At 71.2% G+C, this 13,736-nt stretch carries 12 protein-coding genes; 8 read left to right on the top strand and 4 right to left on the bottom strand.

The genetic code is table 11. The features are described from left to right. Positions 1-149 precede the first annotated feature (149 nt). Positions 150-1,973, bottom strand: a complete 1,824-nt coding sequence (locus KF837_24610) for a hypothetical protein (GenBank protein MBX3230528.1) — start codon at positions 1,971-1,973, stop codon at positions 150-152. A gap of 64 nt (positions 1,974-2,037) precedes the next feature. On the opposite strand from KF837_24610, the gene KF837_24605 reads away from it, so the two are divergent. Then, on the top strand, positions 2,038-2,718 hold the full coding sequence (locus KF837_24605) for a hypothetical protein (protein ID MBX3230527.1): 681 nt from the start codon (positions 2,038-2,040) through the stop codon (positions 2,716-2,718). Positions 2,719-2,742: 24 nt separating this feature from the next. After that, positions 2,743-4,767 (top strand): succinate dehydrogenase flavoprotein subunit, encoded by a 2,025-nt coding sequence (gene sdhA / locus KF837_24600; GenBank protein ID MBX3230526.1) that lies wholly within the window; start codon positions 2,743-2,745, stop codon positions 4,765-4,767. Positions 4,768-5,065: 298 nt separating this feature from the next. Here sdhA and KF837_24595 read toward each other — a convergent pair whose 3' ends face one another. Then, a complete protein-coding gene (locus tag KF837_24595) occupies positions 5,066-6,193 on the bottom strand; it encodes an alpha/beta fold hydrolase (GenBank protein ID MBX3230525.1) in 1,128 nt (375 codons plus the stop codon). Between the two features lie 1,225 nt (positions 6,194-7,418). On the opposite strand from KF837_24595, the gene KF837_24590 reads away from it, so the two are divergent. Then, positions 7,419-8,534: a PD40 domain-containing protein gene (locus KF837_24590; GenBank protein MBX3230524.1), complete on the top strand. Its 1,116-nt coding sequence runs from the start codon at positions 7,419-7,421 to the stop codon at positions 8,532-8,534. A 98-nt stretch (positions 8,535-8,632) separates the two neighbouring features. Here the strand turns inward: KF837_24590 and KF837_24585 are convergent, their stop codons facing one another. Further along, complete coding sequence (locus KF837_24585) at positions 8,633-9,250, bottom strand: hypothetical protein (GenBank protein MBX3230523.1); 618 nt, start codon at positions 9,248-9,250, stop codon at positions 8,633-8,635. A gap of 172 nt (positions 9,251-9,422) precedes the next feature. Here KF837_24585 and KF837_24580 point away from each other — a divergent pair, with 172 nt between their 5' ends. The 4 genes from KF837_24580 to KF837_24565 are packed head-to-tail and all read left to right on the top strand — an operon-like array spanning position 9,423 to position 12,979. After that, on the top strand, positions 9,423-10,976 hold the full coding sequence (locus KF837_24580) for an MFS transporter (protein MBX3230522.1): 1,554 nt from the start codon (positions 9,423-9,425) through the stop codon (positions 10,974-10,976). A gap of 20 nt (positions 10,977-10,996) precedes the next feature. Next, complete coding sequence (gene sdhB, locus KF837_24575; protein ID MBX3230521.1) at positions 10,997-11,782, top strand: succinate dehydrogenase iron-sulfur subunit; 786 nt, start codon at positions 10,997-10,999, stop codon at positions 11,780-11,782. Between the two features lie 15 nt (positions 11,783-11,797). Then, a complete protein-coding gene (locus tag KF837_24570; protein MBX3230520.1) occupies positions 11,798-12,301 on the top strand; it encodes a CAP domain-containing protein in 504 nt (167 codons plus the stop codon). 15 nt (positions 12,302-12,316) lie between these two features. After that, on the top strand, positions 12,317-12,979 hold the full coding sequence (locus tag KF837_24565) for a hypothetical protein (GenBank protein MBX3230519.1): 663 nt from the start codon (positions 12,317-12,319) through the stop codon (positions 12,977-12,979). A gap of 16 nt (positions 12,980-12,995) precedes the next feature. Here the strand turns inward: KF837_24565 and KF837_24560 are convergent, their stop codons facing one another. Beyond that, positions 12,996-13,301 (bottom strand): hypothetical protein, encoded by a 306-nt coding sequence (locus tag KF837_24560; GenBank protein MBX3230518.1) that lies wholly within the window; start codon positions 13,299-13,301, stop codon positions 12,996-12,998. A gap of 190 nt (positions 13,302-13,491) precedes the next feature. Between KF837_24560 and KF837_24555 the strand changes: the two genes are divergently transcribed. After that, positions 13,492-13,731 carry a hypothetical protein gene (locus tag KF837_24555; protein MBX3230517.1) on the top strand — a complete coding sequence of 80 codons (240 nt, stop codon included), beginning with the start codon at positions 13,492-13,494 and terminating at the stop codon, positions 13,729-13,731. Positions 13,732-13,736: the final 5 nt, after the last annotated feature.

Below are 13,736 nucleotides of genomic sequence, written 5' to 3'. Positions count from 1 at the left end.
GGGAGATGCAAATCGGAGCCCCAGGGGTGCCGCTCGGGCGCCCCGGGAAGCGGCCGCGAAAGCGGGCGCGAAGCGCCCCGAGCGCAAAGCGCGAGGGCCGTGTCCCAGGGCCGGGGGTGTCGGGGGCGAAGCCCCTGACCACAAAAGAGTCACCGTTTGTCACGCTGCCAGGTCACGAGGGAGAGCGTCCGGTCGAGGATACGCGTGCTCTTCAGCTGCTGCTCCTCGCTCGTCCACAACGCGACGCGCGTGGCGAGCAGCCCCGTCTGCACCAGCGCGCGACGCTGGGTGATGACCTCGGGATCGACCGTGCTCGAGGTCGGCACGCTCTGGAGCGCGGCCTTCGCGAGCACGCCCGCGTCGTGCCCGAGCGCCGACCACCAGCTCGGCCGTACGCCGAGGCTCTCCATGAACCGGCGGACCTCGTCGCTCTGCACCTCGTCCGGCTTGCTCGTGAGGACGGGGATGATCCCCGCCGCCGCGCTGAGCACGGTGACGCCCTTCGGCACGTCGCTCAGCGGGACGCCGGCCTCGAGCGTGAGCGCGACCGGCGCGGTCCTGCTCCCGACGTCGCGCAGCACGTCGCGCGCGCACGTGCCGGAGCCGGACACGAGGAAGCCGCGCGCCCCCTTCGCCGTCCACGCGTCGATCGGAAAACGTGTCCGCCCCGCCTCCGCGAGCGGCACGTCGCAGCGCACCGCCGGCAGCAGCGTGAGCCCGCCGCCCGCGATCGCCGCCGCCGCGCCGACGTCGTCGTCCGCGCTCGCGACGAACGCCGCCGTCTTCGCGCCGTGGCGCACGAGCGCCTGGCCGAGCATCGTGAGCTCGCGCTCGAGCCGATCGCCGAGCACGACGCCGTACTTCTGCGGCATCAGCTTCGCGCTCGGCGCGGTGAGGAGGAGCACCGGCACGCCGTTCTTCTCGCTCCAGACGACCGCGCGATCGGCGCTCGCGCGATCGAGGCCCGCGATCATGACGCCGGCGCCCTCGCCCTCGAGCTCCTCGAGCGCCGCGTTCGTGCTCGCCTCGTCGACGCCGTCGTCGCGCGTGACGAGGCGCACGCCGTCGGTGACGCCCGCGCGGCGCGGCAGGTCGAGCGCCCACGAGATGCCGCGCACGACGTCGGCCGCTTCGTCGCGGAGCTCGCGATCGCGCGTCGGCACGAGGAGGCCGACCGTGCGCCCGGCGAAGCTCGCGATGCCGCGCCGCGAGGCCGCGAGCTCGCCGAGCTCCACCCCCGCGTCGCCGCCGGTCTGCGCCGCGCTGACGCCGCTCTGATCGACGAGCCAGCGCGCGAGCGCCGCGTCGTTCGTCTGGACCGCGATCCGCGCGAGCCGCTCGGCCACGATCTTCTGCATGTCGGTGCCGTAGCCGGAGGCGGCCCCGCGCGCGCGCATCGAGGTGTACGTCTCCTCGAGCACCTTGCGCGGGAGCGACTCGATCACCTGCTCGATCTTCTCGCGCACCCGCTCCTTGTCGTCTTCGCCGACGCCGCGGAGCCACGCGTCGAGGTACGCGACCGCCTCGTAGTCGACGTGCGCGGCCATCGCCGAGAGCGCGATCTCCTCGAGGAACACCTCGCGATCGCCGTCGTCGACGACCTTCCCCACGAGCGACCGCAGCGAGTCGAGCGCGGCGTGCGGCGCGCCGTGGAGGCGCAAGCTCCGCGCGCGCGCCACCGTCGCGAGGTCGCGCGTCGTGCCCGGCGGGAGCTCGCCGATCGACGCGAGCAGCTCGTCCGCGTTCGCGAGCTGCCCGGCCTCGAAGGCGAGGAAGACGAGGTACAGCTTGGCGACGGGCGCGGCGCCGTCCTTCGGGTGCCGCGCGAGGAACGCCTCGACCTGGTCGCGGGAGACCTTCCGCGCCTCCCAGCTCTCGCGGACGACGAGGAACTCCGCCGCCGCGGCCGGCGACTGCGAGAGCGACGCGACCGGCGTCCGCTCCTTCCGGGCGGACCGGGAGCAAGCGCCCACGACGATGCACAATACAAGCATTGTCCTCGCCGCGCGGCCCACGGGGTCAGTATACTCGCGGGCGATGTCGTCTCCGTCGGCGCGACGCCTGCACACGATCGCCGGGGCGATCGTGCTCGCGGCGTTCGTCGTGGAGCACGTCGCGACGAACGCCTCCGTGCTCTGGGGCGCGGACGCCTACGACCGCGTCGTCGGCTCGATCCAGCGCTGGAAGCTCCTCGCGCTCTTCGAGGTCGTCTTCATCCTCCTCCCGCTCGCCTACCACGCGATCTACGGGCTCCGGCTCCTCGCGCGCCCCTCCGCCGACGCGGAGGTCGAGCGCTTCGGCGATCGCCGCCTCTGGGTCCTCCAGCGCGTGAGCGCGACGGTGGTCTTCCTCTTCGTCGCGGTGCACCTCTGGGAGCTCCGCGTGCAGCGCCTCTTCTTCGGCCTCGATCCGGCGGCGCTCCACACCGTCCTCACCGCGCACCTGTCGTGGACGTACGCGGGCGTCCCGTGGCTCGCGCTCTTCTATCTCCTCGGCGTCGCGGCGACGTCCTTCCACCTCGCGAACGGCCTCTTCGCCGCGAGCGCGCTGAAGGGCTGGGCGACGCGCCGGATGCGCGTCCTCACCTCGATCGTCGGCGGCGCCGTCTTCGTCGCCGGCGCGCTCACGGTGCTGGGATTCGCGACGGGCACGCAGTTTTCTTCCGACCCATCGGGCGCAAATGCCCCCCCATGCGGATCGGTGGTTGCTCCGAAGTAGCGAAGACTCTAAAGGATCGACCCCATGGCCCAGAAGCACAGCATCGTCACCGAGTCGGGCAAGGTCCGGCGCGTGATCGTCGTCGGGGGAGGCCTCGCTGGCCTCATGACGGTGATCAAGCTCGCGGAGGCGGGCATCCCCGTCGATCTCTTCTCCCTCGTCCCGGTGAAGCGGTCGCACTCGGTCTGCGCGCAGGGCGGCATCAACGCGAGCGTGAACACGAAGGGCGAGGGCGACTCGCCGGAGGTCCACCTCGAAGAGACCGCCTACGGCGGCGACTTCCTCGCGCAGCAGCCGCCGATCTACGGCATGACGAAGGCGGCGCCGGGCATCGTGCACATGCTCGACCGCATGGGCGTGCCGTTCAACCGCACGCCGGAGGGCCTCCTCGACTTCCGCCGCTTCGGCGGCACGCTCTTCCACCGCACCGCGTTCGCGGGCGCGACGACGGGCCAGCAGCTCCTCTACGCGTTGGACGAGCAGGTCCGCCGCTACGAGACGGTCGACGTCGAGGACGATCGCGGCGTCGTCGTCCGCGGCGAGAAGATGGTCCGCAAGTGGGAGCTCTGGGACTTCCTCTCGATCGTGCAGGACGAGACCGGCCGCGCGGTCGGCATCGTCGCGCAGGACATGAAGTCGATGGCGATCGAGTCCTTCCGCGGCGACGCGGTCTGCCTCGCGACCGGCGGGGTCGGCATCATTTTCGGCAAATCCACCAATAGCGTCATCAACACTGGAACCGCCGCGAGCGCGGTCTACCAGCAGGGCGCCTGCTACGGCAACGGCGAGTTCATCCAGGTCCACCCGACCGCGATCCCGGCCGCCGACAAGCTGCGCCTCATCTCGGAGTCGGTCCGCGGCGAGGGCGGTCGCGTCTGGGTGCCGAAGGACCCGAAGGAGCGCCGCCGCGGCCGCGAGGTCCCGGAGTCGGAGCGCGAGTACTTCCTCGAGAACAAGTACCCGGGCTACGGCAACCTGGTCCCGCGCGACATCGCGAGCCGCGAGCTGTTCCTCAAGTGCTTCCACGAGGGCAAGGGCGTCTTCAACGCCAAGTCCGGCAAGAACGAGCTCGAGGTCTACCTCGACGTCACGCACCTCCCGAAGGAGCTCCTCGAGAAGAAGCTCGCGGGCGTGCTCGAGATCTACGACAAGTTCGTGGGCGAGGACCCGTACACGAACCCGATGCGCATCTTCCCCGCGGTGCACTACACGATGGGCGGCCTCTGGGTCGACTTCGAGCGCGCCTCGAACGGCACCCTCGTCGTCGGCTCGCCGCGCAACCAGTCGACGAACATCGAGGGCCTCTACGCCGCGGGCGAGGTCGAGTACCAGTACCACGGCGCGAACCGCCTCGGAGCGAACTCGCTCTTGTCGTGCATCTACGGCGGCATGGTCGCGGGCCCGGCGATGGTGACGTACGTGAAGAACATGGGCGCGAGCGCGTACGACACGAAGTCGAGCGTGTTCGACAAGGCCGCGAAGCGGGAGCGCGAGCGCTACGACGCCATCCTCAAGATGGACGGCGACGAGAACCCGTACCAGCTCCACGACGAGCTCGCGACGACGATGCTCCGCGACTGCACGATCGAGCGCCACAACCCGACCCTCGAGAAGGTCATCGCGAAGATCGACGAGCTCGAGGATCGCTGGCACGACGTCGGCGTCACGGACAAGGCCCCGCGCGCGAACATGGGCGCGCAGTTCGTCCGTCACCTCAGGAACATGTTCATCATCGCGCGCGTCATCGCGCAGGGCGCGAAGAACCGCGACGAGTCCCGCGGCGCGCACTTCAAGCCGGACTTCAAGAACCGCGACGACGAGAACTGGCTCCGCTCGACGATGGCGCTGTACGGCGAGTCCGGCAAGCGCAGCGAGGTCAAGTACGTCCGCGACCTCACGTACAACCTCGCCGGCAAGACGGTCAGCGTCACCGACGCCGTCGACATCACGCTCGTGAAGCCGCGCCCCCGCAAGTACGAGCAAGCCGGCGCCGCCAGCGCCACCGCCGCGGCGAAGGACGAGAAGAAGCCCACCGAAGCCACGGCCTGACCGGCCCCTCGCCCTAGCCTCTCGCTTTTACCCGACGAGCGCGATCCCCACCCAGGATCGCGCTCGTTTCGTTTCTTTTAGGTGCCCATCCCCCGTCCGTGCTCGGCGCTTCGCGCCTGCGCGCGGGCGGCCCTTCCCAAAGCCTCGCTTCGCTCGGCAGGGAAGGGACACCGCGCGCCCCCCTCCCCACACGCCCCCCCTACCCCAAGCACCACCCGCTCAAACCCTCACGCGAGCCAGGTCGCGGAGGCGGGGCGGCGGCGCCCGCGTCCCGAACGCATCGAGCGCCTCCATGCGCTCACGCGAGCCAGGCGCGGAGGCGGGCGTAGACGCCGGGGTCCCAGAGCACCTCGAGGTGGTTCAGCGCGGGGGCCGTCCAGGTGGCGTTGGGCGGGAACGCGAGCGTGTGCTTTGCGTCGTGGTGGGTGCCGAGGGCGCTCGCGAGGGGGACGAGCGCGTCGCGCTCCGCGGCGATCGCGTAGCACTCGACGCCTGCGGGGAGCGGCACCGGCGTGCGCGCGTCGGCGCCGAGCGCGAAGCGGTCCGCGTTGGACCAGTCCTCGTCGAGGATGCTGCCGTGGCGGAGGTCCGTGACGCCGGCGCTGCGGATGCGCGCGAGGCGGGCGAGCGGCGCGCTGTACGACGTGACGCCGAGCAGCGCCGCCGCGAGGTTGCCGCTGCGCTCCAGCGGCGAACCGTGGTGCGGCGTCGCGAGGAAGACCATCCGCCGGAGCTTCATGCGCCATGGAGCACCGAGAGCGGCGACGTGGGCCGCGCTCCGCGCGACGAGACCGCCCATGCTGTGCGCGACGATCGCGATCTCGTCGATCGGCTCCGGCCACTCGGCGACGAGCGCGTCGAGCAGGCTCGCCAGCGCGCGGCCGTTCGTCGAGACGTGGAGGCCCGTGTTGTAGCGGATGTAGATCGGCGTGTAGCCGAGGTCGCGCGCGAGCGCGGCGCCGTGGTCATGCTCGCCTCTCGTCCATTGCAGGTCGTTCATCGACGAGCCGTGCACGAGGACGAGCAGCCTCCGCCCTCCGCGCGGCCCGCGGCAGCGGAGGCTCATCTCGATCGCGAGCGGGCTCCCCGTCGCCGCGAGGTGATCGCCGAGGACGCCGTTCAGCGCGGAGAGGACGGCCTCGCGCTCGGGACCAGGCGTGCTCTCCCCCAGCGCCGGCGCGAGCGCCTCGATCGCGCGGTCGAGCCCGGCGCCGACGAGCTTCGTGACGCCACGCACCGCGCCATACGAGAGCTTCGTGACGAGACGCACCGGCCCCTCGAGCGGTCGCCCCAACAAGGGCGGCCCGCCGCCGATCGTGACATGCATCTCCTCCACGACGTCCGTGACGCCCGTCGTCGCCAGGATCGCGAGCTTGACCGCAGCGCGAAGATCGTCGCCATGCCGCCTCTTCGCCCGCTCCTCCATCCCCCAGACGGTAACGCGACCGCCCCAAAAGGTAGTGACCGTCGACCGCCACCGGTTGCGAACGACCCGAGCGCGCAGCAGAGCGCCGTGAGCGTGGAGGCGGCGCGCGACGGCGGCGCACGGGGGAGCGGCACGGGGGAGCGGCGTGCGTGGGCCCACAACCGCGGCTGCCATCAGTTGCGAACAAACCCGAGCGCGCAGCGTGAGGGTGGGGGCGGCGCGGAGCGACACGCGACGGCGGCGCGGGGGGGCGGCACGGGGGGACGGCGCGCGACGGCGGCGCGGGGGGGCGGCGCGCGACGACGGTGCGGAGAAGCGGGCCCACAACCGTGGCTGCCGTCGTCGGTTGCGAAACAACCGAGCGCGCAGCGTGAGGGGGGCGGAGAGGCTGATCCGCGACGGCGCGGATCGCTTGGCGTTGCGTGAGGGGCGGCGCGCGGGGGCGGCGCGCGGGGCCCACAACCGCGGTTGCCACCGGTTGCGAAACAAACCGAGCGCGCAGCGTGAGGGTGGGGGCGGAGAGACTGATCCGCGACAGCGCGGATCGCTTGGTGTGCCCGCGGACGGCGTCGCGTGGGGCCCACAACCGCGAAGCAAACCGAGCGCGCAGCATGATGATGACGGGAGGTTGATCCGCGACGGCGCGGATCGCTGGCGCGTGAGGGGCGGCGCGTGGCACGTGGGGGCGGCGCGCGGGCCCACAACCGCGGCTGCCGTTGGTTGCGAAACAAACCGAGCTCGCAGCGTGAGGGGGCCGGGAGGTTGATCCGCGGCGGCGCGGATCGACCAGTGTGCTCGCGACGGCGGCGCGCGACGAGCGGAGAAGCGCGTGAGGTCGGTCGCTTCGCGCTTGTTCGCCTCGGGTTCGTGACCGAGAGGTTGGGGCTGCGTTCGCGCGATTGGCAACGGGCCGTGTGGTTCGAGCTGTGCGCCTGCTCGCGAAGGTCGGCGATCCCTCGCGCGAGCTCGGCCGAACGCAGAAGGGCTACGTTTGCGGACGTTGGCTGCGGGGGGCTGGGTTGTGGACTCGGGGAGGGAGCCTTGGCTGGGGCGCGGGCGCGATGCGTAGCGAAAGGCAGATCCTCGCGACGCCGCATACCGAAGGCGTTGCAGCGGACTGGAGAGTCGTGCACGCCTAAAAATAGTCTTGTACGGCGTCCGTGCGGCCGAAGAGGTCCGGCGTTGAAGAGTTGGCCCTGTGTTGGGGGGTGTGCAGGCTGGGGGGATGCGGCGTTGGTCGGTCGTCATGCTCGGGCTCGCGGGGGTCCTCGTTGGGGTCGAGGCGGGGGCGGTGGAGGCGGGCGGTGAGGCTAGCGCGTGGCACTTCGAGTCGTTGTCGGCCGATGGGAAGCGGGCGCTCTTGCGGCGGCTCGATCCCGAGATGCGGTCTGCGTTCGACGTGCGCGTCGTCGACGTCGCGAGCGGCGTGGTGACGGAGGAGACGCGGCTCGCGGAGATGGCGCGCGTCCCCGCGTCCACGATCGGCGGCAAGGCGGCGGAGCTGAAGGAGCTCGAGTTCATGCTCGCGTCGCCGGCGTTCGGGCGCGATCTTGTGCAGAGTGCACGTATCGCGAGCGCGTTTCCCTTTGGCGCGTGTGGTCGGCTCGCGGCCGGGCCGGCCGCCATCGCGTTCGACGCAGGGGACTGGCTCTACGTCGCCGACGCGGAGGGGCGCGTGCGACGCCGCGTCGTGGAGGAGGCCGCGTACGATCCGCGTTTGTCCGCCGATGGCAAGTGGCTCTTCTTCCGGCGCGCGACCGGCCGCCTCGACGGGGCGCTCGCGCGCTACGAGCTCTTCGTCGCGCCCGCGGACCTCTCGGCGCCGCCGAAGGTCCTCCCCAACACGGCGGGCGTGCGCGCCGCTCGGTTCGCCGCGCACCCCGACGGGCAGACCGCGGTCGCGCTCACGGTCCGGCCGGAGAGCGCGTGCTTCGTGTCGATCGGCCTGAAGCCGCCGTTCCCGACCAAGAAGACGGCGTGCCTCGAGACCGACGGGCGCGTCGTCGAGTCGGTGGTGTCGCCGAAGGGCAAGTGGGCCGCGGTCTCGACGAAGAAGCGCGGCGACGCCCACTGGCGCGTGCGCGTCGTGTCGCTCGCGACCGGCAAGGTGATGCGCGACGAGGCGGACGCGGCGGGCCACGCCCTCCGCGCGATCAGCGACGCCGGCCTCCTCGTCGAGAGCGGCGCGCGCGACGCGATCGTCGTCGACGTCACGACCTCGAAGGTCCGCGCGCTCCCGCCCGCGCTCGACCTCGGTCACCGTGGCTTCTTCAAGAACGACACCGAGCTCGTCTACGCGACGAACGGCACCGTCGCGGTCCTCGACGTCACGAAGGACTGAGGGACGCGGGGCAAAAAAGAAGCCGGACCTCGCGTCCTACGACGCTCGAGATCCGGCTTCGTCCGGCGCGCGGCGCGCCGGAAAGTCCGTGGTGCGGCTCAGCGCTTCACGACGGCGCCGAGCGTCTTCTGCGCGGCGGACTTGCCCTTCGGCGTCGTGACGGTGACGAGGACGTCCGCGTCCTCGTCGTACCAGGAGGCGGTCGTCTTCGGGAGGTCGGCGGACTTCGCCTTCGGCGCGGTGACGTCCGGGCCGCTCGGGTTCGGGCTCGCGGCGGGGCGCGTGATCTTGATCGTGCCCTTCTTCGTCTCGACCGTGAGCGTCTCGTACTTCGTGCCCGTCACGATGCCGCTCGAGACGAGCTTCGACTTCGTGCCCGTCGTCGCCGCCTCGCCGAGCATGTCGAGCGAGACCGACGAGAGCGACTCACCCTTCACCATGCCCCGCGACGACTTCGGCGCGGGCGTCGACGGGAGCGCGGGCGCCTCCTCCTTCTCGACCGGCGCTTCCTTCGCCTTCGCCGCGGACTCCTTCGCCGCGACCTCGCCCTTGTCCGCCTTCTCCGCGCGCGCGTGGCGCGGCGAGGCCGTGTCGGAGTACTTGCCCGAGAACGTCGACCAGTCGGTCTGCACGTCGGCGGCGCTCTTCGCGTCCTGCGAGCCTCCGCAAGCGATGAGACCGAGGGACACGACGGCGGCGAGGAGGGGGTAACGCATGCCGGCGTATTTCTCATTTCCTTCCCTCCCGACGCCATTCGAAAAGCGTCTCAAATCACGATCTTTCATGGGGGTTTTCCCCCAGGAGGCTGGATTCCGCGGGAGCGGATTGGTGAGGCCATTTCACCTCGGATTCACGAGGGAGCCGCGCCGCGCGCTTATGCTCGTCACGATGCCGCCGCGACGCGTGCTGCCGCTGCTCCTCGTCGCGTACGCCGCGTTCTATCTGTGTCGCGCGAACGTCGAGCCCGCGCTGAGCCTCCTCGCCAACGACTACGGCTACGACAACGAACAGACCGGGCTCGTCATGGGCATCGCGCTCGGCGCGTACGCCGCCGGCAAGCTGGTGCTCGGCCCTCTCGCCGACGTGAAGGGCGGCAAGTACGTCCTCGTCGGCTCCCTCTTCGCGACCGTCGCCGCGTGCTTCGCGATCGCGCTGCTCGACGCGCCGCGCAGGTTCGGCGCCGGCCTCGGGCTCGTGCTCACCGGCGTGCTCGTCGTCGTGAACCGCTTCGTGCAAGCCGGCGGCTGGGGCGGGCTCGTCAACCTCGTCGGCCAGCTCTTCGGCCCCGAGCGCCGCGGCACCGTGATGGGCATCCTCTCCACCAGCTACGACGTCGGCAACGTCCTCGCGCTCGTCCTCTCGAGCGCCCTCGTCCACGCCGGCGCCGGCTGGCGCATGCTCTTCATCGTCAACCCCGCCATCACGCTCGCGGTCGCCGTCACGGTAAAGCTCAGGCTTTCAACGTCGGGGGCTTCGCCCCCGACACCCCCACCCCAGACACGGCCCTCGCGCTTCGCGCTCGGGGCGCTTCGCGCCCGCTTTCGCTCTTCAACGTCGGGGGCTTCGCCCCCGACACCCCCACCCCAGACACGGCCCTCGCGCTTCGCGCTCGGGGCGCTTCGCGCCCGCTTTCGCGGCCGCTTCTGGGGCCCCGAGCGGCCCGAACCGCCCGAGCGGCCCGAGCGGCCCGAGCGGCCCGAGCGGCCCGAGCGGCCCGAACCGGTCGGGCGCCCTCTCGGGGGGGCCGGGGGCGGCGAGGCGCGCTCCGCGCGCGAAGAATCCCCCGGCGGGAGAGCTCGAGAGGGCGGAGCCCTCTCGAACCTGACCAAGTCTCGGGCGTTTTGGTTTGCGATGGGGTTGTCGTTCTTGCTCACGTTCGTGCGGGCTGGGTTCATGACGTGGACGCCGCGGTTTCTCTATGAAGTGAGCGTCGCGGCGAACGTTGCGTCGGCCACCTCGAGCTCGATCGCGAAGAGCGCGTTCTTCGGAGTCGCGGGCATCGTCGGGTCGGTCGTGACCGGGCGCCTCTCCGATCGGCTCGGGCCCGGGCGGCGCGCGCCGATCATGAGCTGCTCGCTCGCGGCGCTGCTCCTCTGCGTGCTCGGGCTCGCGCACGCCGGCGTCACCTCGCCGACGATCGCGACGATCGGCGTCGCGACGTGCGGGCTCTTCCTCCTCGGTCCCTACTCGCTCCTCGCCGGCGCGGTGTCGCTCGACGTCGGCGGCGCCCGCAGCGCCGCGACCGCGGCCGGGCTCATCGACGCGGTCGGCTACGTCGGCGCGACCCTCGCCGCGATCGTCCTCGGGAGCGTCTCGAAGCGCCTCGGATGGACGGCCGCGTTCGACGTCGTGGCCGCGGTCACGTTCGTCGCGCTCGCGCTTTCCACGCTTTGGAGCCTGCGGCGGACTCCGCGGACTCCGCGCTTGTCCCCAGCCGCGTAAGCCCCCAATATGTCGGCGCTATGCCCGAGGCGCGCACCGTTAAGCTGAAGATCCTGCGGCAAGACTCTCCGACCGACGAGAGCACCAAGCGCTGGGAGGAGTTCGACATCCCCTGGCACCCGCGCATGAACGTCATCAGCGCGCTGATGGAGATCCAGCGCGCGCCGAAGACGACCGAGGGCAAGAAGGTCGCGCCGGTGGTGTGGGACTCGTGCTGCCTCGAAGAGGTCTGCGGCGCGTGCACGATGATCGTGAACGGCAAGGTCCGCCAGGCCTGCTCCGCGCTCATCGATCAGGTCGCGCCGAACGGGGAGACGGTCACGCTCCAGCCGATGACGAAGTTCCCGCTCATCCGCGACCTCATCGTCGACCGCGCGCGCATGTTCGAGGACCTCAAGCACATCAAGGCGTGGGTCCACCTCGACGGCTCGCACGAGCTCGGCCCCGGCCCGCGCCAGGCCTCCGACAACCAGGAAGAGGCCTACCCCCTCTCGCGCTGCATGACCTGCGGCTGCTGCCTCGAGGCCTGCCCGCAGATCCCGGTGCAGGACGCGAACGGCAAGAGCAGCGGCTTCATCGGCCCGGCCGCGATCAACCAGGTGCGCCTCTTCAACCTGCACCCGAGCGGGAAGATGCACGCGCCCGAGCGCCTCGAGACGCTGATGGAGCCCGGCGGCATCGCCGACTGCGGCAAGGCGCAGAACTGCGTCGAGGTCTGCCCGAAGGAGATCCCGCTCATCGATTCGATCGCGGTCGTCTCGCGCCAGACGACGAAGCACATGCTCTTCGGCTGGCTGCTGAAGTAGCTGTATGCTCCCTGCATGCGCGGGGGCATCACGTTCTTGTCGAGCGCCGCGTTGAGCCTCGCGCTCGCGAGCTGCGAGACCGAAGACCCGACCCAGCTCCGGAGCGGGAGCCCGCTCCGCCGGCGCACGAACAACGCGCCCGCCGTCACCGCGACCGGCAGCTCCGACGCCGAGAAGTGCTTCAAGATCGTCAACGAGTACCGCGCGCAGAGGGGCGTGCCCGCGCTCGAGCGCTGGTCCGCGGGCGAGCGCTGCGCCGACGGCGAAGCACAGAGCGACGCGAAGAGCGGCAAGGCGCACGGCGCGTTCCCCTCCTGCGAGCAGCTCGCTCAGAACGAATGTCCCGCTTATCCTGGATCTCTCGAAGAGGGGCTCCCCGAGTGCCTCGCGGACATGTGGGCCGAAGGGCCCGGCGGCGGGCACTACGAGAACATGGCGAGCCGGAAGTACACCGAGGTCGCGTGCGGGTTCCACGAGCTGCCGAACGGCGATTTCTGGAGCGTCCAGAACTTCCGCTGACGTAAGCTCGCGTCGATGAGGCCGTCCGCGATCGCGACCGCGCTGGCGCTCGTCTTCGTCGCGGGGGGCGCGCGCGCGGCGGAGGACGGGGCGAAGCCCGCGGGTCCCGCGTACGAGCGCGAGCGCGAGCCGGAGGACGCGCCGCCGCCCGCGCCGTACGCGAAGGGGCTCGTCGTCGACGCGTCGATCGGCGCGATCGGCTTCCTCGGTCAGTTCGGCAAGCTCGCGCCGCCCGGTCCGTGGTTCCACGGTCAGATCGGCTACGAGCTCCTCGAGTGGCTGATGCTCTACGGCGAGACGGAGCTCGCGTTCACGACCACCGGGAACAAAGAAGAAGCGCCGCGCACGCGCGTGTTCTCGCTCTTCGGCTTCGGCGGCGGCGCGCGCCTCACGTGGCGCATCACCGAGCGCATCGGGATCTACGGCCAGCCCGGCGTCGGCGCGATGACGGCGCGCATCGCGCGGAACGCGCTCGGCCTGCACGGCTTCAACGACGCCGAAGAGCTCTCGCCGTGGGTCGGCTTCCGCGCCGGCTTCGAGTGGTTCCAGATCGATCGCCACCTCGCGCTCGGGCTGAACAGCGGCGTCCGCTTCGCCACCGGCTTCGCAAAATCGGGTCGTTCGAGCGACACGCCGCTCGCCCTCGACGGCGGAATCTCCCTTCGTTACGCGTTCTGAAGCGTGGTCAGCAAATCTACCAGCCGCGAAAGCTTGGCGACACGCCTGTAACAAGGCACGATCCAAGATCGCACGGAGGGAACATGCGCCGAGTCGCGTTGCTGGTGTCGATGATGGGTCTCGGCGCGGTCGCCACGTTCGGTATCGTCGCCGGCTGCGGAGGCGACGACGATCCGGCCGCGATCCCGGACGTCGACGGCGCGGCGTCGAGCTCGGGCGAAGGAGGATCGACCTCGAGCACCTCGTCGAGCGGCTCCACGCCCGACGACGCGGGCACGTCGTCGAGCGGATCGACGCCGGTCTCGAACCCGCGCCAGCTCACGTGCGGCGCGGCGACGTGCGATGCCGGTGGCGGCGGAGGCGGCGGCGGAGGAGGAGGCGGCGGTGGCAGCGGTTACTGCTGCGTGCGCCCGAACGGCGGTGAGGCGACGTGCAGGAGCGGCGGCTTCGGCGGCGGTGGCGGTGGTGGCGGCGGCGGTTGCAACAACCGCGGACCCGACGCCGGTCTCCGCATGGAGTGCGACGAGAAGGCGGACTGCACCGACCAGCGTGACCGCTGCTGCTTCATGCGCACCGACGAGGTGCAGACGGAGTGCCGCCGCTCGTGCACCACTGGCGGCGGTCCGAACACGACCGTCCATCCGCAGGTCTGCAAGACGAGCGAGGAGTGCGGCGACGCCGGTGCGTGCGCCGAGAAGACCTGCAACGGGTTCAAGTTGTTCGTCTGCGGCCAGCCCGCAGGCTGTAACTGAGAGGC

Source organism: Labilithrix sp. (genome assembly GCA_019637155.1).
GTDB lineage: Bacteria > Myxococcota_A > Polyangia > Polyangiales > Polyangiaceae > Labilithrix.
This window is presented reverse-complemented; position numbering and strand designations above follow the sequence as displayed.